Source organism: Duganella sp. S19_KUP01_CR8 (assembly GCF_036688705.1).
Classification (GTDB): domain Bacteria; phylum Pseudomonadota; class Gammaproteobacteria; order Burkholderiales; family Burkholderiaceae_D; genus Rugamonas.
This window is the reverse complement of the sequence record NZ_JAQQPR010000009.1, coordinates 34947-56391: the sequence shown is the minus strand read 5'-3', so window position 1 is coordinate 56391 and position 21445 is coordinate 34947. Positions and strand designations below refer to the sequence as shown.

General features: G+C 66.2%; 19 protein-coding genes. 11 read left to right on the top strand and 8 right to left on the bottom strand.

Annotated elements, in window-relative coordinates:
* The first annotated feature begins 217 nt into the window (after positions 1-217).
* Positions 218-2212 carry a phosphoethanolamine transferase gene (locus V6M89_RS11120; protein ID WP_332853250.1) on the top strand — a complete coding sequence of 665 codons (1995 nt, stop codon included), beginning with the start codon at positions 218-220 and terminating at the stop codon, positions 2210-2212.
* A 7-nt stretch (positions 2213-2219) separates the two neighbouring features.
* Here the strand turns inward: V6M89_RS11120 and V6M89_RS11115 are convergent, their stop codons facing one another.
* Complete coding sequence (locus V6M89_RS11115) at positions 2220-2585, bottom strand: VOC family protein (RefSeq protein WP_332853249.1); 366 nt, start codon at positions 2583-2585, stop codon at positions 2220-2222.
* Between the two features lie 86 nt (positions 2586-2671).
* Here V6M89_RS11115 and V6M89_RS11110 point away from each other — a divergent pair, with 86 nt between their 5' ends.
* Positions 2672-2968 carry a helix-turn-helix domain-containing protein gene (locus V6M89_RS11110; RefSeq protein WP_332853248.1) on the top strand — a complete coding sequence of 99 codons (297 nt, stop codon included), beginning with the start codon at positions 2672-2674 and terminating at the stop codon, positions 2966-2968.
* Between the two features lie 14 nt (positions 2969-2982).
* Here V6M89_RS11110 and V6M89_RS11105 read toward each other — a convergent pair whose 3' ends face one another.
* From V6M89_RS11105 to V6M89_RS11080, 6 genes are read right to left on the bottom strand one after another with little or no spacing between them, the layout of a single operon-like run.
* Positions 2983-4443, bottom strand: a complete 1461-nt coding sequence (locus V6M89_RS11105; protein WP_332853247.1) for a TIGR01777 family oxidoreductase — start codon at positions 4441-4443, stop codon at positions 2983-2985.
* Positions 4440-5057: a DUF4166 domain-containing protein gene (locus V6M89_RS11100; protein ID WP_332853246.1), complete on the bottom strand. Its 618-nt coding sequence runs from the start codon at positions 5055-5057 to the stop codon at positions 4440-4442. Before V6M89_RS11100 ends, V6M89_RS11105 begins: the two co-directional genes overlap by 4 nt.
* Positions 5057-5509, bottom strand: coding sequence for a cell division protein (locus V6M89_RS11095; protein ID WP_332853245.1), 453 nt, complete (start codon positions 5507-5509; stop codon positions 5057-5059). The genes V6M89_RS11100 and V6M89_RS11095 overlap by 1 nt, the downstream gene beginning before the upstream one ends.
* Positions 5510-5556: 47 nt before the next feature.
* Positions 5557-5955 (bottom strand): thiol-disulfide oxidoreductase DCC family protein, encoded by a 399-nt coding sequence (locus tag V6M89_RS11090; RefSeq protein ID WP_332853244.1) that lies wholly within the window; start codon positions 5953-5955, stop codon positions 5557-5559.
* Position 5956: 1 nt separating this feature from the next.
* Positions 5957-6484 carry a GbsR/MarR family transcriptional regulator gene (locus tag V6M89_RS11085; RefSeq protein WP_332853243.1) on the bottom strand — a complete coding sequence of 176 codons (528 nt, stop codon included), beginning with the start codon at positions 6482-6484 and terminating at the stop codon, positions 5957-5959.
* A 55-nt stretch (positions 6485-6539) separates the two neighbouring features.
* Positions 6540-8093: a MutS-related protein gene (locus V6M89_RS11080; protein ID WP_332853242.1), complete on the bottom strand. Its 1554-nt coding sequence runs from the start codon at positions 8091-8093 to the stop codon at positions 6540-6542.
* 193 nt (positions 8094-8286) lie between these two features.
* Between V6M89_RS11080 and V6M89_RS11075 the strand changes: the two genes are divergently transcribed.
* The 9 genes from V6M89_RS11075 (at position 8287) to V6M89_RS11035 (ending at position 19863) form a co-directional block, all read left to right on the top strand.
* Entirely contained in the window at positions 8287-9555 is a 1269-nt protein-coding gene (locus V6M89_RS11075; RefSeq protein WP_332853241.1) for an efflux RND transporter periplasmic adaptor subunit, read from the top strand.
* Positions 9556-9577: 22 nt separating this feature from the next.
* Entirely contained in the window at positions 9578-10318 is a 741-nt protein-coding gene (locus tag V6M89_RS11070; RefSeq protein ID WP_332853240.1) for an ABC transporter ATP-binding protein, read from the top strand.
* Between the two features lie 10 nt (positions 10319-10328).
* On the top strand, positions 10329-11645 hold the full coding sequence (locus V6M89_RS11065) for an ABC transporter permease (protein ID WP_332853239.1): 1317 nt from the start codon (positions 10329-10331) through the stop codon (positions 11643-11645).
* A 12-nt stretch (positions 11646-11657) separates the two neighbouring features.
* Complete coding sequence (locus V6M89_RS11060) at positions 11658-12893, top strand: FtsX-like permease family protein (protein WP_332853238.1); 1236 nt, start codon at positions 11658-11660, stop codon at positions 12891-12893.
* 58 nt (positions 12894-12951) lie between these two features.
* Entirely contained in the window at positions 12952-14295 is a 1344-nt protein-coding gene (locus V6M89_RS11055) for a sigma-54-dependent transcriptional regulator (RefSeq protein ID WP_332853237.1), read from the top strand.
* Positions 14295-15653, top strand: coding sequence for a sensor histidine kinase (locus tag V6M89_RS11050; RefSeq protein WP_332853236.1), 1359 nt, complete (start codon positions 14295-14297; stop codon positions 15651-15653). Before V6M89_RS11055 ends, V6M89_RS11050 begins: the two co-directional genes overlap by 1 nt.
* Before the next feature lie 248 nt (positions 15654-15901).
* Positions 15902-16372: an FxDxF family PEP-CTERM protein gene (locus tag V6M89_RS11045; protein WP_332853235.1), complete on the top strand. Its 471-nt coding sequence runs from the start codon at positions 15902-15904 to the stop codon at positions 16370-16372.
* A gap of 62 nt (positions 16373-16434) precedes the next feature.
* Positions 16435-17208, top strand: a complete 774-nt coding sequence (locus V6M89_RS11040) for a spermidine synthase (protein WP_332853234.1) — start codon at positions 16435-16437, stop codon at positions 17206-17208.
* A gap of 216 nt (positions 17209-17424) precedes the next feature.
* Positions 17425-19863, top strand: a complete 2439-nt coding sequence (locus V6M89_RS11035; protein ID WP_332853233.1) for a TonB-dependent receptor plug domain-containing protein — start codon at positions 17425-17427, stop codon at positions 19861-19863.
* Here V6M89_RS11035 and pdxR read toward each other — a convergent pair.
* A complete protein-coding gene (gene pdxR / locus V6M89_RS11030) occupies positions 19860-21347 on the bottom strand; it encodes a MocR-like pyridoxine biosynthesis transcription factor PdxR (protein WP_332853232.1) in 1488 nt (495 codons plus the stop codon). The genes V6M89_RS11035 and pdxR overlap by 4 nt on opposite strands.
* Between the last annotated feature and the right edge of the window lie 98 nt (positions 21348-21445).

Genomic DNA, 21445 nt, shown 5'->3' with positions numbered 1-21445 from the left:
ACAGGAACAACGGAGGCGCGAATAGCCACTCGCGAGGAGCGGCCTGAAACAGCGTATACGATGTGCAGAATAAATTGAGAACTCGCGAGTATAGACGTGGTCGGGACACCAGTCAATCTATTTCGCGGCGGAATGCGGCCGCGGCGGGCACGCAAACACTAGCTGAAAGGTCAAGAAACACTTGATAATAGCAGACAATTTCCAACCGCCCCTCTCTATGCGATCTTTGTTGCGCCCCGCTTCCCTGTTCGTGCTGTCCAGCTACCTGCTGCTGTCGCTGGTGCCCTGCGTGCCCATCCTGCTGGGGCGGCAAGTGCCGGAGCTGACGCACATCCTGCTGGTCGAGCTGCTGGCCTGGGTCGCGGTGTGGAGCGTGCTGCAGCGGCCGACCTGGTTCCACTGGCTGCTGATCCCGGCCTTCCTGGCGCTGCCGACCGAGCTCTACCTGTTCATGTACTACGGCCAGGGCATCTCCACCCACCACCTGGGCATCATCGCCGAGACCAGCCCCAAGGAGGCGCTGGAATTCCTCGGCCGCAAAGTCTGGCTGATGGGCGCGGTGATGCTGGCGGTGATCGCCTGGTGGATCGCGGTGCAGTTGGCCGCCCGCCGCAGCCCGCAACTGGCCTGGCGCGGCAAGTCGCGCGCGATTGCGCTGCTTATATTAGTGGCGCTGTCCGCGCTGTGGGTCTACGGCTGGGAATTCGGCATCCGCGCCAAGCCGGCGCAGAAGGCCCCGGCCTTGGCCTCCGCCTCGGCAGCGGCCGGCCAGTTGAAACCGGCCAGCGCGCGGCCGGCCGGCTCGGCGCTGGGTTCGGCCATCGGCTCGGCGCTCAGTTCCGCGCTCAGCCATGTCGGCATCACCGCCGCGGTCGGCGCCAGCGCCGCCGCCTCCGAAGAGGAAGAGGAGGAAGACGCCGAAGAGGACAGCTCGCCCGAGCACGCCGCCATCGCCGGCGCCGGCCGCAGCGGCTGGCAACTGGCGCAGCTGCCGTGGTGGATGCGTTCGCCGCTGGGCTTCGACAACTTCGCCTCGTCGTGGCCGTTCGGCCTGACCGCGCGCGGCGTCGACTTCGTCAAGGAGCGCGAATACCTGGCCGACCTGGGCCAGCGCAGCAGCAGCTTCACCTTCAAGGCGCACCAGCCGGAGCAGAACGACCGGCCGGAAATCGTCATCATGGTGATCGGCGAATCGTCGCGCTACGACCGCTGGGGCATCAACGGCTACCAGCGCGACACCACCCCGCTGCTCAAGCAGGAAGCCAACCTGGTCACGCTGCCGGACGTCATCACGGCGGTGTCGGCCACGCGGCTGTCGGTGCCGGTGATCATCTCGCGCAAGCCGTCGATGCAAAGCCTGAAGGACGGCTTCTCGGAAAAATCCTTCCTGACCGCATATAAAGAAGCCGGCTTCAAGACCTGGTGGCTGTCCAACCAGATCTCGTTCGGCCAGTTCGACACGCCGGTGTCGGTGTTCGCCAAGGAAGCGAACGTGATCCAGTTCATGAACCTGGGCGGCTTCACCAACAACTCCAACTTCGACCAGATCCTGTTGGAGCCCCTGCAGCACGCCATCGCCGACCCGGCGCCGAAAAAGCTGATCGTGCTGCACACGCTGGGCAACCACTGGAACTACAGCCAGCGCTATCCGAAGGAATTCGACAAATGGCAGCCGTCGCTGTTCGGCGTCGACAAGCCGGTCTACACCGACACCAAGATCAAGCCGCAGCTCAACAACAGCTACGACAATTCCATCCTGTACACCGACTGGTTCCTGTCGCAGGTGATCCATCAGTTGAAGGAGACCGGGCAGCTGGGTTCCATGGTCTACGTGGCCGACCATGGCCAGACGCTGTACGACAACAGCTGCAACCTCGCCTTCCACGGCCACAACACGCAGTTTGAATTCCACGTGCCGGCGCTGGTGTGGTACTCGGACGAATACAAGGCGCGCTACCCGGAGAAGGTGAAGCAGCTGGTGCGCCACCGCAAGGCGCGGCTGGCGACGGAAAACATCTTCCACACGCTGCTGGACCTGGGCGACATCGAATACGAGGACGAGCGGCTGGAGTGGAGCTTCATCAACAAGCAGTTCAAGCAGCACAAGCGCTACGTCGACAGCTACGGCTGGAGCAACTACGACAACGCCAGCTTCAAGGGCGACTGCCGCGAAGTGATCGACAAGGCCAAGCCGCTGAAGCAGGAGAAGTAAGCGGTCGTCAGCTCGACGACAGCACGAAGGTATTGCCGTCCGGGTCGCGGAATTTGGCGAAAGTGCCCCAGGGCTGCCTGGTCGGCGGCTCGACGAACTCGACGCCGCGCGCGCTCAGTTGGCGATGCGTGGCCTCGACGTTGTCGCAGGCCAGCGAGCCGTTGAAGAAGGTGCCGATGCGGTCCTCATGGCCTTCAGGCGTGAACAGCACCACCCGCGTCTGCGAATGCGCGATGCGCAGCTCGATCCAGCGCTGGCCCGGCCCCATCGGCTGGTCGGTGGCGATCTCGAAGCCCAGTTGCTCGGTGTAGAACTTCAGCGCGCGGTCCTGGTCGCTGACCGGGATGCCGACAAATTTCACCATGGTGATCATGGCATGCTCCTGTATGTATGACGATCGCACATTCTACCGGCGCCGATCCGCTCGCTATAGTAATCCATGCTACAGTAATTAATACCATGCATAGCGACCACTTCGATCCCTACGTCCTCAACGTGCTGATGCCCGACCTGGTCGGCCACGACCGCAGCCCGGCAGCCTTTGTCGTCTATCTCTACCTGCTGGGCAAGACCACGCGCGCCAAGCGCGACACCATCGTCGCCAGCTTGCAGACCATCGCCACCGAAACCGGCTTGTCAAAATCGGCCGTGCAGATCGCGCTGCGCCTGCTGAAGCGGCGCGGCCTGCTCGACGACGCCGTGCAAGCCACTGTCACCCTGCCCGCGCGCCGCGTGCTCAAGCCCTGGATACGATAAACGTTCAGGCAGATTTATGCACCATCACCCGCGAGGCTGCGCAGCGCGCCTTCGAGATGCGGATGGCGGAATGCGTAGCCGTCACCCAGCAGCCGCGCGGGTGCAACCCGCTGGCCTTCCAGCAGCAGGTCGGCTTGCTCACCCAGCATCAGCCGCATCGGCCAGCCCGGCGTGGGGAAGCCGTAGGGACGGCGCAGCACCGCAGCCGCCACGCGGCTGAACTGCGCCTGCGTCAGGCTTTCCGGCGCGGTGAAGTTGTAGGCGCCGGCGCCGCCCGAGCGGCACAGATGCGCGATGCCGCCGATCACGTCATCCACATGGATCCACGACAGCCATTGCGCGCCGCCGCCCAGCGGCCCACCCAGCCCCAGCTTGATGGGCAACAGCATCATCGGCAGCGCGCCCTGCGTGCCCAGCACCAGCCCGAAGCGCGTGCACGCCACGCGCACGCCGTGGGCTTGCGCGCCTTGCGCCGCCTGCTCCCATTCACGACACAGGTCGGACATGAACATCGGCTGCGGCGCATCGTTCTCGGTCAACACGGCATCATCGCCTTGCCGCTGTATGCCGTAGTAGCCGATCGCGGAGGCCGACACCAGCATGTCCGGCCTATGCTCGGCCTTGGCGATCCAGGCCACCAACTTGTTGGTCAGCTCGACGCGACTGGCGCGCAGCGCTGCTTGCCGTGCCGCCGTCCAGCGCCAACCCAGGATACGCGCCCCTGCCAGATTGATCACGACATCGATGCGGCGCGAGGCCGGCAATTGCGCCATGCTCTCCACGCAATCGACGCGGCCATCAAACAACCAGGCGGCCTGGCGCGCTTGCCGGGTCAGCACGGTCACGCGGTGGCCGTCCCGCAGCAGCGCGCACACCAGGCGCTGGCCGATAAAGCCGGTGGCGCCGGTCACCAGGAAGCTGCGCCCAGGCGAACCAAAACTCACCTCGGTTGCGGCGCCGTCACGCAGCGCCAGCTTGCCGATCGCCCTGGAGGCAAGCGCATCCCGCACGCCGGACAAGCCGACACCCACGCCGCACAGCGCCAGGAACACGCTCAAGCCGCCATGCGGCTGCCACGTCAACGCCGTCGGCATTGCCAGCCAGTCGGGCGTGTTCAACGCCAGCAGCGCGATGAAGGCACCGCCGTTCATCGCCAGCACGGTGTGGGTCACGCGCTCGGTCGCCGGCAGCAAGCGGGTACGGTCCTCGACCACGAAGTCCCACAGGGTCAGCACGATCTCTATCGAGAACACGGCCAGCAGCACCAAGGCCCACACGCCGTGAAACGCCCAAGCGGCCAGGCCGACGAACAAGGCGCTGTAGATCATCGCCCGTACCGCGTGGATAGCCAGCTCGCGCCGCGCGGTGGCGCGGCCGGGCAGCGCTTCGGTCAACTCGTGGTGATACAGCGTGTCGAAGGCGCCGAGGCAGCCCTGGAAGGCCATCAACTGCAATGCCAGAAGATGGGTATTCATGCCGCCACCTCGCTGAACACGCCCGCTTGTGTGAAGGTCGTGCCGAACAACGCATGCCGGATCTCGATGCGGATGTCGAACTGGTTGGCGCTGTTATTACGATGACACAGAAAGGTCTTGCCTGGAGTGAGCACGCCCGGCAGCGGAATGCGCACACCTAGCACTTGCCAGAAATAACCGTCGCTCTCAAAGTGCAGATTGCCGTCGCGGACCTCCAGCACCAGCTTCATGCCCAGCCCCATGCCAACATATTCGAGCACTTCGCCCCTGCTGCTTTCGGCCATGAACGAGGTGAACATGACCGGCTTGCGGCCGTTAAGCCGGTAGATGCGCTGCTTGAAGATCGATGCGCAATCGGGCTTCGAATAGACCTGGATATCGACCGGAAAATCGGCGTCGTTGTAAGGCATCAGCGCGCCCCGGATCATCGGCATGGTCAGGTAGCCCAACAACCGTCCAATCCGCGAGCACGACAGTTCCGACAAGCTGCCGCTGTAGTTCAGCGGCTTGCCCGGCAGCGGATTCTTGTCGAAGCGGGCCTGGATATCGGGATGCAGCCGGCTCCATTCTGGTCCAAGGATTTTCTTGAACAACTCACCTTCGGAGGGGATCATCACAACGTTACCTTTCTATGTTTGAACGCCAGGTCGAGCTTGCACAGCCACAGCAAGGGCGGCAGCATGACCGCCAGCGCCAGCGTATCGATCCACAGGTTGATCCAGCAATGCGCGCGTGCGGAAATCAGCATGTCCTGCGGCGCCCACACCAGCAGGCCGAGGATCAGCATTGCCCAGGCGAAGGCGTTGCGCTGCTTGTCGCCGATGACCGCCAGGCCGGCCATCCAGATCGCCGCCGCCTGCACCGTCGGGCCGAACAGCGAGATCCACCACACATGCAGCGCCTTGCCGGCGGCCGGCGCATCCGCGCCGAAGAAGAAGTCCTCGATGCCGCGACGATAGCCCTCCGTGACAGCCGCCCCGGCGCACAGCGGCAGCAGCACGCCGACCATCAGGTGCGCCGCCACCGTCATGTAGATCCACCGCACCAGCCAGGCTCTCGTCGTCATGATTCTATCCGTAATTTCTGTAAAAACAGAAATATCAAGTGAAAAAATTAGCGCAAAGGATGCTTATAAGCGCACACGCCATCGGCACAAACCGGGCGGCCCAACCAGCCGGAGATGCGATAGCGGTTGCCGGCGAAGCTGCGATATAGAGCAGCAAACAACGGCCGCAGCATGCGCACGCGCAGCGGCGCCATCATCCAGCCGCGCCCCATCAGCGTGTAGGCGGCCAGCAGGCTGTCGATGCCCACCAGCAGACGGCCATCGGCGGCCAGCGCATGCATCTCGCTGTTCAGCGCCTGCATGCTGATCCCCGGCGGCGGTACAAAATCCGGTGCGGCGATGTCGGCATACGCCAGGCGATGCGCGCGATCCCAGCCACGCAGACGCGCGATCTCGGCGCGGCAAAAGCCGCAGTGGCCGTCGTAGTAGAGCGTCAGCGCGTTCACGTCAGTCCCCGCCCAGCAGCCGCGCCACTTTGCCGCCCATCTTCAGGAAGCGCTGCATGGTGGCGGGCGGCAGGTGTTTGTAGTCGCCGTAGGTGGTGGTCAGCATTTCGAGGAAATCCAGCACCTGGTCCATCTTGACCTTGGTGGCCGCCTCCAGCGCCGGATCGTTCTCCGCCTCCAGCGCGCATTCGCGCAGCACCGTCAGCGTGGGGTCGATCTCGCGCTTCTTGCGCTCCTCGACGATGACGCGGAAGATTTCCCACACATCCTGCAAGGCGACGAAATGGTCGCGGCGGTCGCCGGCCATGTGGGTGATGCGCACCAGCCCCCAGCCTTGCAACTCCTTCAGGCTGTTGCTGACGTTGGAGCGCGCCACGGTCAGCGTGTCGGCGATTTCCTCGGCCGGCAGCGGGCGGTTGGACAGGAACAGCAGCGCATGGATCTGCGCCACCGTGCGGTTGACGCCCCAGCGCGTACCCATCTCCCCCCAGTGCAGGATGTACTTCTGGATGGTCGGTGCGAGCGTCATGATATTTCCTTAATTTCTGTCATTACAGAAATCATAGAACTGCAACCCGCAAAAGTCAAAGACTATTCCGTATGTCCTCGCAATCGGCCGGATGCGCCATGTAGTCGCTGAGCCAGTCGAACACGCGGTTGGCCTTGGCCGAGATGGCGGCGTCGAAGCCGCGCGTGCCGAGCAGCGCGATGCCGTTGGTCTCGCGCAGCACGCCGGGCGCCACCTGCAGGCCGTCGCCCACGCGGCTGACGCACCACGGCGTCAAGCGCTCCTCCAGCAGCGGCGCCAGCACCAGGTTGTGCGAGGAGACGATCACCGTGCCCTGCTGCGACAGCGTGTGCAACACCGCCGCCGCCGCCGAAATCGATTCCAGGTGATTGGTGCCGCGGAAAATCTCGTCGATGATGAACACCGCCGGCGCGCGCTCGGCCAGCGCCAGCAGCTCGCGCGCCCGCCGCAGCTCGGCGATGTACAGGCTCTCGCCGCCTTCCAGCGCGTCCTCGCTCTGCATGCTGGAATACACCGGCAGCAGCGGCGTGACCGCCTGCTCCGCATAGCAGAAGCCAAACGCGCGGGCGACGATCAGGTTCAGTCCCACCGTGCGCAGCAAGGTGCTCTTGCCGATGCCGTTCTGCCCGGAGATAAAGGCGCCCCGCCCCGCCAGCGCGAACGACAGCGGCTCGGCCTGCGCCAGCAGCGGATGCACCACCTGCTCCAGCGTGACGGCGCCACCCTGCTCCGCCCAGCAGTAACGCGGCGTCTGCGCCAGGTGCCGCGCCAGCGCCAGGTCGGCCTCCAGCGTCGCCACGCGCTGGAAACTGCCGCGCAGGAATTCAAGATGGCTGCGCACCGCAGCGCGGCTGTCGAAATAATGGCGCACATTCATCTGCCACAACCAGTCGCGGTACTCGCGCACGCCGGGCAGGTTGCCGGCCGCCGACTGCGCGAGCTTGCGATTGAGCTTGCCCGCCTGCGCCGCATCCTCGCGCAAACCGGCCGTCAACGGATCGTCCAGCGCGGCCAGCAGGCTGTGGGCGCGCAGCATCTGCTGCAGCGTGGCCAGGATGCGCGCCCAATCCTCGACCGCTTCGTGATAGAGCACCTGCACCGCCAGCAGCACCAGCCACAACGCCACCGCCACGCCCCACAGCGCCACCACGCCGGTGACCAGCGCCAGCACCACCGACAGCAGCAAGCCCAGCGGCAGCAACGGCAGCAACGCCAGCCAGCGCGGCGACGGCGGCAAGGCGGCGCCGAACAGGGTGGCGCTGACCTCGCAGTCGGCGCGGCGCAAGCCGGTGCAGGCGGCGTGCAAGCGCTGCCGTTGTCCGGCGTCCTGCGCCAGTGTCCGCACCCGGACGGCGGACGCGGCCACGGCGCCGCCGTCCGCATGCAGGCGCCGGTGCAGCTCCTGCTGGCCGAAGATGCTGGTCTCGCGCGCCAGCTGCGCGCTGTACTGCGGCAGCAGCATGTCGCCCCAGGTTTGCGCGTCCAGCGCGCTGGCGTCGGCGTGGGCGGTGCGCCGGTACAGCGCGACGTCGCTGGCGACAAAGGGGAAGTCGATTACCGGCGCTTCGGCGGGCAGCAGGATGCGGGTCAAACGGTCGAACAAGCTCATGCGGTACTCAGGTGGGGGCGACAGCGTCACAGATGGTCATGCTTGCCACTTTATCAAGCCCGGCCGGACAGGGCGGACGACCGGACAAGGGCGCGGACAACGGACAGTGGCAGCCAACATCAATCAAATCAAACACTTAAGCGCTGGCACAGTTTCTGCATAACGTTGCATATCTACACACACTTACACGATCATGATACGCGACACCTCCAATCAAGACGCCGTCATCGCCACCCCAAAAGGGCAAGCCACCAAGCGCCGCCTGCTCATCGCCGCCGGCGCCATCGCCCTGGTGGCGGCCGCTTACTCGCTGGTTCACTCCTGGCGCGGCAGCGACCACTCGGTCAACATCTCGCGCCTGCGCATTGCCGAAGTGGGCCGCGGCACGCTGATCCGCGACGCCGCCGTCAACGGCCGCATCGTCGCCGCCATCAGCCCGACGCTGTATTCGGCCTCGCCGGCCACGGTGACCTTGAAGGCGGCCGCCGGCGACACCGTCAAGCGCGGCGACGTGCTGGCGGTGCTGGAATCGCCCGACCTGACCGACGCCCTCAAGCGCGAGCAATCGAGCTTCCTGCAACTGGAGGCCGAAGTCGAGCGCCAGAAGATCCTGGCCCGCAAGCAGAAACTGCTGGCCCGCCGCGACGCCGACACCGCCGAGATCGACCGCTTGTCCGCGCTGCGCACGCTGGAACGCTACAACGCCGTCTCCAACGAAGGCATCATCGCCAAGATCGAATACCAGAAGGCCAAGGACGCGCTGAACTCGGCCGAGATCCGCGCCAAGCACGCCGGCCAGGCGGCCGAGCTGGAAAGCGACAACGTCGCGCTGGAGCTGAAGACCAAGATCAACGAGCTGGACCGCCAACGCCTGTCGCTGGCCAACGCCCAGCGCCGCGTCGACGAGCTGACCGTGCGCGCGCCGGTGGACGGCTTCATCGGCACCCTGTCGGTGGCCAACCGCAGCGTGGTGCCGGCCAATGCGCCGCTGATGACCCTGGTCGACCTGTCGCGTCTGGAGGTGGAGCTGGAAGTGCCGGAGACCTATGTGTCCGACATCGGCCTCGGCATGAACGCCGAAGTCAACTACGGCACCGGCACCGCCAACGCCAAGCTGTCGGCGCTGTCGCCGGAGGTGGTCAAGAACCAGGTGCTGGCGCGGGTGCGCTTCACCGCCGCCCAGCCGGCCGGCCTGCGCCAGAACCAGCGCGTCACCGCGCGCCTGCTGATCGATGAAAAACCCAACACGCTGATGCTGCAGCGCGGCCCGTTTGTGGAATCCGAAGGCGGCCGCTTCGCTTATGTAGTCCGGGACGGCATCGCCATCCGCACCCCGATCAAGATGGGCGCCACCAGCGTCTCCGCAGTGGAGATCCTCGGCGGTTTGAAACAGGGCGACAAGGTCGTCATCTCCGGTACCGAAACCTTCGAGAACGCCGAACGCGTCTCGATCAACCAATAACATTTTTTCGAAGAGGCCCTCCATGCTGCGCATGCAAAACCTGAGCAAAGTCTATCGTACCCACATGATCGAAACCCACGCGCTGCGCGGCTTCGAGATCAACGTCAAGCAGGGCGAGTTCGTCACCGTGACCGGTCCCTCCGGCTCCGGCAAGACCAGCTTCCTCAACATCGCCGGCCTGCTGGAGGAATTCACCGACGGCGAGTACATCCTCGACGGCATCAACGTCAAGGGCATGGACGACAACGCCCGCTCGCGCCTGCGCAACGAAAAGCTGGGCTTCATCTTCCAGGGCTTCAACCTGATCCCCGACCTGTCGCTGTTCGACAACGTCGACGTGCCGCTGCGCTACCGCGGCTTCAACGCCGCCGAGCGCAAGGAGCGCATCGAGGACGCGCTGTCCAAGGTCGGCCTGGCCTCGCGCATGAAGCACTACCCGGCCGAACTGTCCGGCGGCCAGCAACAGCGCGTGGCGATCGCGCGCGCGCTGGCCGGCTCGCCGAAACTGCTGCTGGCCGATGAACCGACCGGCAACCTCGACACCCAGATGGCGCGCGGCGTGATGGAGCTGCTGGAGGAAATCAACGCCCAGGGCACCACCATCCTGATGGTGACCCACGATCCGGAACTGGCGGTGCGCTCGCAGCGCAACGTCCACATCATCGACGGCCAGGTGTCGGACCTGGTGCGCAAGGCGCCGACGCTGTTTGACGCGAACTCCCACGCCAACGCCCACGCCGACGGCAAATCCCATGTCGCATAAGGAGCGCAATATGTTCCAATACTATTTCATGCTGGGACTGCGCAGCCTGCGCCGCAACCCGGCCCTGACCGCGCTGATGGTGCTGACCCTGGCCGTCGGCGTGGCCGCCAGCGTGGCCACGCTGACCATCCTGCACGTGATGTCGGGCGACCCGATCCCGTCCCGCAGCGAGCGCCTGTTCGTGCCGCTGGTCGACAACGGCCCGACCAAGGGCTACAAGGCCGGCGACGAACCGAACGACCGCCAGCTCAGCTACCGCGACGCCGTCAACCTGATGAACAGCAAGGTCGGCGAACGCCGCACCGCGATCTACGGCATCGCCGTGCCGGTCGAGCCGCAGCGCAAGGACGTCGGCGTGTTCACCGCGCGCGGCCTGGCGCCGTACGGCGACTTCTTCAATATGTTCGAGGCGCCCTTCCTGCACGGCCAGGGCTGGAGCCCGGCCGAAGACAAGGCCGGCGCCGACGTCGTCGTGCTGAGCCGCAAACTGGCGGAAAAGCTGTACGGCGGCACCGACCCGGTCGGCCAGCGCATGACGGTGGCCGGCTTGCAGTACCAGATCGTCGGCGTGCTCGACACCTGGAACGTGGTGCCGCGCTTCCACCGCATCATCGGCAGCCCGGACGGCGCCTTCAGCGAAGAGGACGAGCTGTTCATCCCATTCACCAGCGCCATCCGCCACGAGATGCAGCGCAACGGCAGCACCAGTTGCAGCGACGACTTCGGTCCCGGCTTCCAGGCCTTCCTCGACTCGGAATGCACCTGGATCCAGGGCTGGATCGAGACCCGCAGCGCCGGCGACCGCGCCGAGCTGCAAAGCTTCCTCGACAGCTACGCCATCGAGCAGCGCAAGCTGGGCCGCCTGCTGCGCAACGCGCCCAACAAGCTGTACGACGTGCGCGAATGGCTGGACTACATGAAGGTGGTCGGCAACGACAACAAGCTGTCGGCCTGGCTGGCGTTCGGCTTCCTGGTGCTGTGCCTGGTCAACACCATCGGCCTGCTGCTGGCCAAGTTCTCGGTGCGCGCCGCCGAGGTCGGCATCCGCCGCGCGCTGGGCGCCTCGCGCCGCGAGATCTTCAACCAGTTCCTGATCGAGACCACGGTGGTCGGCCTGGTCGGCGGCGCGCTCGGCCTGCTGCTGGCCTTCGGCGCGCTGGCGCTGATCGCGATGCAGTCCAAGGCGCTGACGGTGGTGGCCCATATGGACTGGATCATGCTGTTGACCACCTTCGCGCTGGCGGTGCTGTCGGCCGTGGTGGCCGGCCTGCTGCCGACCTGGCGCGCCTGCCAGGTGACGCCGGCGCTGCAACTCAAATCTCAATAAGGGAGCCGCATCATGGAAATCCGCCCCATCCTTTCCGCGCTGTTGCGCAACAAGACCGGCCCGGTGCTGGTCGCCGTCCAGGTCGCGTTGAGCCTGGCGATCCTGGCCAACGCGCTGCACATCGTGCAGGTGCGCCAGGCCGTGTCGGCCCGCACCAGCGGCCTGCAGCAAGAGCAGGACGTGTTCGCCCTGCAGATCCGCCACCTGAAGAACGGCAACCACCAGGACCAGCTGGCGGTGCAGCACCGCGAAACGGCGCTGCTGCGCGCCGTGCCGGGCGTGGTCTCGGTGGCCGCCGTGTCGCAGATGCCGCTGTCGCGTTCGGGCAACTACACCGGCCTGGCGCTGGACCGCAAGCAAGTCAAGTCAACCGCGCAATCGACCACCTACTACGCCCCCGATTCGCTGGTCAAGACCTGGGGCTTACACCTGGTCGAAGGACGCGACTTCCAGCCCGGCGAAGTGCCGGAAGTCGACCAGAACACCAGCGATGAAATGCCCAAGGTGGTGATCATCAGCCGCAAGCTGGCCGAGAAGATGTGGCCGGGCCAGGCCAGCGTGGTCGGCAAGACCATCTACTTCGGCACCGGCGAAAAAGCCAAGGACGTGCGGGTGGTCGGCGTGGTCGAACAGCTGCAGACACCGAGCGCCCAGATCGACGAGACCGGCGAGTTCTCCACCCTGGTGCCGGTGCGCCTGACCGGCGACGACGCCGACAGCTACACACTGCGCGCCGAACCGGGCCAGATGGACCGCGTCATCAAGGAGGCCGAGGCGGCCGTGCGCGCGGCCTCGCCGACGCCGGTGGTCGTCAAGACCCGCAGCATGGTGGAGATGCGCACCAACCGCTACCGCGCCGACAACGCGCTGGCCTGGATGCTGGTGACGGTCAGCGTGCTGCTGCTGTTGATCACCGCCAGCGGCATCGTCGGCATGGCCAGCCTGTGGGTCACGCAGCGCCGCAAGCAGATCGGCGTGCGGCGCGCGCTGGGGGCGCGCCGGGTCGACATCCTGCGCTACTTCGTCACCGAGAACTTCATGATTACCAGCGTCGGCGTGGCGGCCGGCGTGCTGCTGTCGCTGGGCCTGAACCAGCTGCTGGTGAGCCAGCTGGAAATGGCGCGCCTGCCGGCCGGCTACCTGATCGCCGGCGCCGCCGTGTTCTGGGCGCTGGGCGTGGCCGCCGTGTACGGCCCGGCCTGGCGCGCGGCCTCGATTTCGCCGGCCACCGCCACCCGCAGCGCCTAGGGTGGTAGTAGCGATGTTTGCTGTACCGGGCATGCCGCGACAATGTTATGCTTGCGGCATGCCTACCGTATTGATCATCGACGACAACGCCGCCGTCGCCATCGCGCTTGAAGTGCTGTTCTCGCTGCACGACATCGACGCGCTGCGCGCCGCCTCCCCCGAAGCCGGACTGGAACTGCTGGAACGCCACAGCGTCGACCTGGTGCTCCAGGACATGAACTTTTCCGCCGACACCACCTCGGGCGAGGAAGGCACGGCGCTGTTCCGCGCCATCCGCGAGCGCCATCCCGAGCTGCCGGTGATCCTGCTGACCGCCTGGACCCACCTGGACGCGGCGGTCGACCTGGTCAAGGCCGGCGCCGCCGACTACCTGGCCAAGCCGTGGGACGACAACCGCCTGATCGCCACGGTGCACAATCTGATCGAGCTGGGCCAGGCCAAGCGGGCCTTGCAGCAGCGCCTGCAGACCGAGCTGCGCCAGCGGCGCGAGCTCGAGCGCGGCTACGACCTGCGCGGCATGGTGTGGCAAGACCCTGCCACCGAGCGCGTGGTGCACCTGGCCTGCCAGGTGGCGCGCGCCGACGTCCCGGTCCTGATCAGCGGTCCGAACGGCACCGGCAAGGAACGCATCGCCGAAATCATACAGGCCAACTCCGCCGTGCGCGACGGCCCCTTCGTGGTGTTGAATTGCGGCGCGCTGCCGGCCGAGCTGATCGAGGCCGAACTGTTCGGCGCCGACGCCGGCGCCTACACCGGCGCCTCCAAGGCGCGCGAAGGCAAGTTCGAGGCGGCCGACGGCGGCACCCTGTTCCTCGACGAGATCGGCAACCTGCCGCTGGCCGGACAAATGAAACTGCTGCGGGTGCTGGAGACCGGCCGCTTCGAGCGGCTCGGCTCCAACCGCGAGCGCCAGGTCAAGGTGCGGGTGGTCAGCGCCACCAACGCCGACCTGCAGGCGATGATACGGGCCGGCAGCTTCCGCGAAGACTTGTTCTACCGCCTCAACGTGATCGAGCTGCGGCTGCCGCCGCTGGCCGGCCGTCCGGCCGACATCCTGCCGCTGGCCCAGCACTTCCTCGGCGACGGCAAGCAGCTGCACCCGTCGGCGCAGGCGGCGCTGCTGGCCCACCCGTGGCCGGGCAATGTGCGCGAACTGAAAAACGTCATGGCGCGCGCCGGCCTGCTGGCCGCCGGCGACCTCATCAAAGCGGCCGACCTCGGCCTGCCGGCCGCCGCCGCCAACGCCATCGCCGACGACGGCGCGCGCGAGCCGGACCGCGACACCATCGGCCTGGCGCTGAGCCGCGCCGGCGGCGTGGTGGCGCAGGCCGCCGCCGAGCTGGGCCTGTCGCGCCAGGCGCTGTACCGCCGCATGGAGCGGCTGGGCATCGCCCGCCCCTGATGGACGACGCCGGCCGCCGCCAGGGCACCCGCCTTTCGCTGTTGACGCGCTGGACCGCGATGGTCGGCACGCTGCTGACGGTCGGCATCCTGATCGCCCTGACCTTGACCCATTTCTTTCCCGACCATCCCGGCCTGGTGCTGGCGGTGTGCCTGCTGTGCGTGCTGCCGATCTCCATCATCACCATCCGCTCCCAGCTGGAATACATGCTGTCGCTGTTCCGCGCGCTGACCGGCACCGTCACCAGCTACAAGGACGGCGATTTCTCGTTCAGCCTGCACTGGCCGCAGAACGACGAGCTCAGCGACCTGGTGGCGGCCCACAACGCGCTGGGCGACGTGCTGCGCCAGCAGCGGCTCGACCTGGTGCAGCGCGAGCTGCTGCTCGACACCATGGTGCAGAACACGCCGGTGGCGATGCTGCTGGTCAGCGAGGCCGGCCCCATCGTCTACGCCAACGTGGCCGCGCGCCAGCTGCTCAACCAGGGCCGCAAGCTGGAGGGCCACCGGCTCGACGACATCCTGGCGCACGCCTCGCCGGCGCTGCTGGAGGCGCTGGCGCGCGGCGGCGACGGCCTGTTCACCACCAAGGAGGCCGGCGCCGAGGTCGACGAGGAAGAGGTCTACCACCTGGCGCGCCGCAGCTTCAACCTCAACGGCCGCAAGCACGAGCTGCTGCTGCTGCGCCAGCTGACCATGGAGTTGCGCCGGCAGGAGGTGCAGACCTGGAAAAAAGTCATCCGCGTCATCAGCCACGAGCTGAACAACTCGCTCGCCCCGCTGACCTCGCTGGCCCATTCCGGCGCCGAGCTGGTGCGGCGCGGCCAGACCGAGCGCCTGCCGCAAATCCTCGCCACCATCGAGGAGCGCACCCGCCACCTGGAAAGTTTCATCCTCGGCTATGCGCGCTTCGCCAAGCTGCCGACGCCGCGGCTGGAACTGCAGGCGTGGCCGGCCTTCCTGGCCCAGCTGGCGGCCCAGGTCGATTTCAGCATCGCCGGCGAACCGCCCGACGAAGCCTGCGCCTTCGATCCCTCGCAGCTGGAGCAGGCGCTGCTGAACCTGCTCAAGAACGCCCACGAATCAGGCTCGCCGGCCGCCGACGTCAGCCTGGAGGTGCGGCGCCTGCACGGCGCGGTGCGGATCGACGTGCAGGACCGCGGCCCCGGCATGAGCGACACCGTGCTGACCAACGCGCTGGTGCCGTTCTACTCCACCAAGCGCAGCGGCACCGGCCTGGGCCTGGCGCTGGCGCGCGAAATCGCCGAAGCCCACGGCGGCCGCATCACGCTGGCCAACCGCGACGGCGGCGGCCTGACCGTCACCCTGATCTTGCCGGTGTCGGCAGCCAGCAACTAAATCGTCATTACTAGATTGAAATTAAGTTGATAATTTGCACAACGGAAATTGAATAATAGTAAGTTCTTATTGTCCAGCCCGTGTAGTAGTTGTGCCCTATCAGTCTTTTCCGCGTGATAAAAAAATAGCCAATTGACATCGAAAATTCCCGGGCGTACTTTGCATGAGTGGCACGGGGGTTTCATGAATTTTGTCTGATTTTTCGCGGGGATAAAATGAAATTAAAATCAATATTAGCAACCGGACTAATGGCACTGGCGGCAGGCGGGGCATGGGCGAACGACTTTACGTCGGCCATCATCAGCATGGACGGCGGCCCGACCGACTGGACTGCCGACTTCGGCACTTCGCACACCGACGGACTGGTTTTCACCGACACCTATACCTTTGCATATTCCGGTTTGCCGGGCTCGGCGCAGGGCTATTTCCTGAACGTGAAAAACTTCACGTTTACGCCGGCCAGCTCGATCCACTTCAACTGGGCGACCCTGGACGGAACGGCCTTGCCCATATTTAACGGCGTCCTCTCCGGCAGCCTCTTCTTCAACGTCCCGGTGAGCGGCCTGGTCACGCTGATCATCAACGGCAAGGACAAGGGCGTCGCCAGTTACAGCGGCACGCTGGACGTGACCTCGCCGGTGCCGGAACCGGCTACCTACGGCATGCTGCTCGGCGGCCTGGCGTTGATGGGACTGGCCGCGCGCCGCCGCAAATCCTGAACTCCCCCCAAAAGACGCTGCGGCGTCTTTTTTTACGCCCCAGCCGCTGGTAGACTGCCGGCATGTCCACCTTACCCGCCTCCCCCAGCCGCTACGACGCGCCCGGCCACCCGCCGGCCACCACCACCGAATTCGAGGGCGTGCGCAGCCTGCACCTGGGCACCTCCTGGGTGCAGGGCGCGATGCGCCTGGCCAAGCCGGACCATATCGAACTCGAATACGTGCAGATGATGATGATGTGGCTGCTCTTCAACGACCAGCCGCGCCATATCGTGCAGCTGGGCCTGGGCAGCGCCGCGCTGACCAAGTTCTGCTACCGCCGCCTGCCCGGCGCGCGCGTGACGGCGGTCGAGCTCAACCCCAACGTGATCGCCATCTGCAACGCGCAGTTCGGCCTGCCGTCCAACGACGAGCGCCTGAACGTGCTGGAAATGAACGCCATGGATTTCGTGCTCGACCCGGCCAACCACGCCGGCGTCGACATCCTGCAGGTGGACCTGTACGACGAGGAGGCGCGCGGCCCGGTGCTGGACTCGCCCGAGTTCTACCAGGCCTGTTGCGACTGTCTGCGCGACGGCGGCATGATGACCACCAATGTGTTCGGCGATTTCGCCAACTACGACAAGAACCTGCACGCGATGGAGCAGGTGTTCGACGCCGTGGTCTGGCTGCCGGAGGTGCACGACGCCAACATCGTGGTGATCGCCTTCAAGCAGTCGCCAGTGCTGGACTTCAGCGTGCTGTACGAGCGCGCCGGCGCCATCAAGAAGAGCCTGAACCTGCCGGCCAAGTCCTGGGTCAACGGTTTGAAGGGTTGGATGCTCGATCAGCAATAAACAGTTTACTGATGCGTATGCACCACAGTTTTGCACCATTTTGCGGCAGCCCGTCGGCCAGATTACGCCAAGTCATCGTATAACGCACGCAATATTATCAAATGTGCATATTTCGCAACAATATGGTGCAAGCCGCGTTGCCGCGCGGTGAGCGGCCACGATAGTATTTTTCTCGACCGTGCTATCCGCGCGTGTCCACCACAACGAGAGAGATACATGACAAGAGCACCGCACTTCAAACGCACGCTGGTCGCCAGCGCGATCCTGCTGCTGGCCGCCGGCCAGGGCAACGCCCAAAACGCCGCCGCCGCCACAGACGCCGCGCCGGCCCAGGAACAAACCGTGGTCGTGCTGGGCTCGCGCTCGGTCGCCAAGACCGCGCTGGACACCTCGTCCCCGGTCGGACTGATCAGCCTGAAAGACATGCAGACCGCCGGCCCGCTGGAACTGGGCAAGCTGCTGCAGACGCTGGACCCATCGTTCAACTTCTCCAGCACCTTCATCAGCGACGGCACCGACTCGATCCGTCCGGCCACGCTGCGTTCGCTGGGACCTGACCAGGTGCTGGTACTGGTCAACGGCAAGCGCCGCCACCAGCAGGCGCTGGTGAACGTGCAGCAGACCATCGGTCGCGGCTCGGCCGGCACCGACATCAACGCCATCCCGCTGGGCGCGATCCACCACATCGAGGTGCTGCGCGACGGCGCCGCCGCCCAGTACGGCTCCGACGCGATCGCCGGCGTGATCAACATCGTGCTGAAGTCGCAGGTCAACGAGACCCAGCTCAGCGGCAGCTACGGCACCACCTCCGAAGGCGACGGCGACCTGTACTCGGGCACCGCCAACACCGGCTTCGCGCTGGGCCAGGACGGCGGCTTCATCAACCTGACGGCCGAAGCCCGCAAGCGCGGCGAGACCAACCGCGCCGGCCCGGATTCGCTGCGCGTCAATCCGCCGCGCGTGACCCAGCACATCGGCGACAGCAACACCAAGGACGGCTACCTGTGGTGGAACGCCGCGCTGCCGATCGACAAGGCCAGCGAGTTCTACGCCTTCGGCGGCATCTCCAAGCGCAAGAGCGATTCCTACGGCTTCTTCCGCTCGGCCGGCGACGACCGCACCATCCCGGCGATCTCGCCGAACGGCTACCTGCCGGCGATCAGCACCGACATCAAGGACGCCTCGTTCGCCTTCGGCTACCGCCGCGACCTGGCCAACGACTGGAAGGCCGACGTCAGCATCAACTACGGCGCCAGCGAGCTGGGCTTCCATGAATCGGACAGCGTCAACGTCAGCTACTGGTACGAGAAAAAGGCCAACGGCAGCATCTACGGCGAATCGCCGCGCGACGCCAACACCGGCACGCTGAAGTTCAACCAGCTGACCTTCAACGCCGACGTCAAGGGCCCGGTCAAGCTCGGCGACAGCAGCGTGTTCCTGGCCACCGGCTTCGAATACCGCGCCGACAACTACCAGATCGTCGCCGGCGACCCGGTCTCCTACCAGTACGGCCGCACCAACAACCCGGCCATCGCCATCACCACGCCGAGCGGCGCCACCGCCGCCTCCGGCATCCAGGGCTTCCCTGGCTACACGCCGGCCACCGCCGTCGATTCGGGCCGCCACAACATCGCCCTGTTCCTCGACGCCGAAACCAAGGCGGTCGACAACCTGACCCTGGCCGGCGCCGTCCGCTACGAGAAGTACTCGGACTTCGGCAGCACCGTCACCGGCAAGCTGAGCGCCCGTTTCGACCCGACCAAGGAAATCGGCTTCCGCGGCAGCCTGTCCACCGGCTTCCGCGCGCCTAGCGTGCAGCAGGAGTTCTACAGCTCCGTGTCGACCAACCTGAACAACGGCGTGCTGACCGAAACCCTGACCGCGCGCCAGGGCAGCGCCGTCACCCAGGCCTTCGGCATCGCGCCGCTGAAAGAGGAAACCTCGACCAGCGGCAGCATCGGCATGGTGCTGCGTCCGGCGAAGAATATGTCGCTGACCGCCGACCTGTATCAGATCAAGATCAAGGACCGCATCGTGTTCTCGAGCGAGATCGCACCGGAAGCCGGCGGCGGCCCGATCGCCAACATCCTCAAGCCTTTGGGCGTGGGCCAGGCGCAGTTCTTCACCAACGCGGTCGACACCCGCACGCGCGGCCTGGACATCGTGGCCGAGCACACCTCGAAGTTCGCGGCGTCGACCCTGGTGCTGTCCGGCCAGCTGGGCTTCAACAAGACCGAAGTCACCAAGCGTCATTCGACGTCGTCGGTGCTGACCGGCGAGCAGCTGTTCGACAAGTCGCAAGTGACCTTGATCGAACACGGCCAGCCGCGCAAGCACCACGTGGTGGCGGCCGACTACACCGCCGGCCAGTGGAACCTGAACACCCGCGCCAACTACTACGGCGAAGTGGAAGCGGAAAACTTCAGCCCGCTGCAGAAGTGGGATGCCAAGTGGCTGGTCGACGCCTCGGTACGCTATGCCTACACCAAGCGCACCTTCTTCAGCGTCGGCGTGAACAATCTGTTCAACCAGCTGCCGTCGGAGTGGACCAACGGCGGCGCGTTCCCGAAACTGGGCTTCACCCGCTGCTGGGAAACCTGCCCGATCGGCGTCAACGGCCGCTCGATGTACATCCGCGCCGACACCGCGTTTTAATGTCGTCTTGAACGGTTGGCGGCAAACGCCGCCAGGTGCAGCAGCGCCGCCAACTGTTTGACCAGTCCTTCCATCTGCTCGGCCGGCACTTGTGCGTAGCCGAGCATCAGTCCCCTCCAGCCCGACGTCCCCTGCGTGTCCTTGCCGCTCAGCGCCTCGGCCACGATGCCGTGCTCCAGAGCCTGCGCGCTGATCGCGTGGTCGTCCATGTCTGCATGCGTAAACCGCAGCGCCAGATGCATGCCGGCCGAGCCGCCGTGCACCGTCGCCACCGATCCCAGATGCTTTTGCAGCGCCGCCACCAGCGCGTCGCGCCGCTGCCGGTACAGCCGCCGCATGCGCCGCAGGTGCAGCGCGAACTGGCCGCTGCGCAGGAACTCCGCCAGCGCCAGCTGCTCGGCCACGCGCCCGCGCGCGGACGACTGCGCGCGCATCCGCGCGAAGGCCCCGGCCAGCCACGGCGGCACCACCACGAAGCCGATCCGCAGCGACGGGAACATGGTCTTGCTGAAGGTGCCCAGGTAGACCACCGGCGCGTCCGGCGCCAGGCCCTGCATGGCCGGCAGCGGCGCGCCGTCGTGGCGGAACTCGCTGTCGTAGTCGTCCTCGATGATCAACGCGCCGGCGTCGCGCGCGGCGGCGATCAGCGCCAGCCGGCGGCGCAGACTGAGCACGCTGCCCACCGGGTACTGGTGCGAGGGCGTGGTGTAGACCAGGCGCGGCGGCCGCAGCAGCCAGTCGTCGTCGGTGGGCGCGATGCCGTCGTCGTCGATATCGATGCCGGCCACGTTCAGGCTGGCGGCGCGCGCCGCCGCCAGCGCGCCGCCGTAGCCGGGATTCTCGATCCAGATGGTGTCGCCGACGTCGGCCAGCGCGCGCACGCACAGATCCAGGCTGCTTTGCGTGCCGTCGGTGATGAACACCTGGGCCGCCTCGCACACCACGCCGCGCGCGGCGCGCAGGTGATCGGCGATGGCTTCGCGCAGCAGCGGCTCGCCGGCCGGGTCGCCGTAGTTCAACTGCTCCACCGTCAGCGCGCGCCAGGCCCGTTCCAGCATGCGGCGCCACAGCGTCAGCGGAAAGTGGTCGAGCGCCGGCACGCCGGGCACGAAGGCCCCCATCATTTCGGCCGGCCCAGGTTGCGGCCGCAGCGCCAGCGCGCGCTGCGACAGGCCGGCCTGCGGCGTGGCCGCTTGCCGCTGCGCAGCGGGCTTGCGGTCCGGCGCCACGGCGGCCACCACGGTGCCGCGCCGGTCGGTGGTCACATAGCCTTCGCTGGCCAGCTGTTCATAGGCGTACAGCACGGTGTTGCGGGCCAGGCCCAGTTCCTCGGCCAGCGCGCGCGAAGCGGCCAGCCGCGTGCCCGCAGCCAGCGTGCCGCTGCGGATCGCAGCGCGCAGGCATTCGTGCAGCAGGCGCTGGCGCGGCCAGCCACGATGGCGGTTCTGGTCGGCATAGCCGTCGATCAGCAGGGCAATATCCATATTGGCTCCATAAATACATATTCTTCTGGACCATTTACAGGAGCCAGCCCGCCATTATATTGCCATCGCCGTTTTTGACCCTCTATGCCCGCGAATTG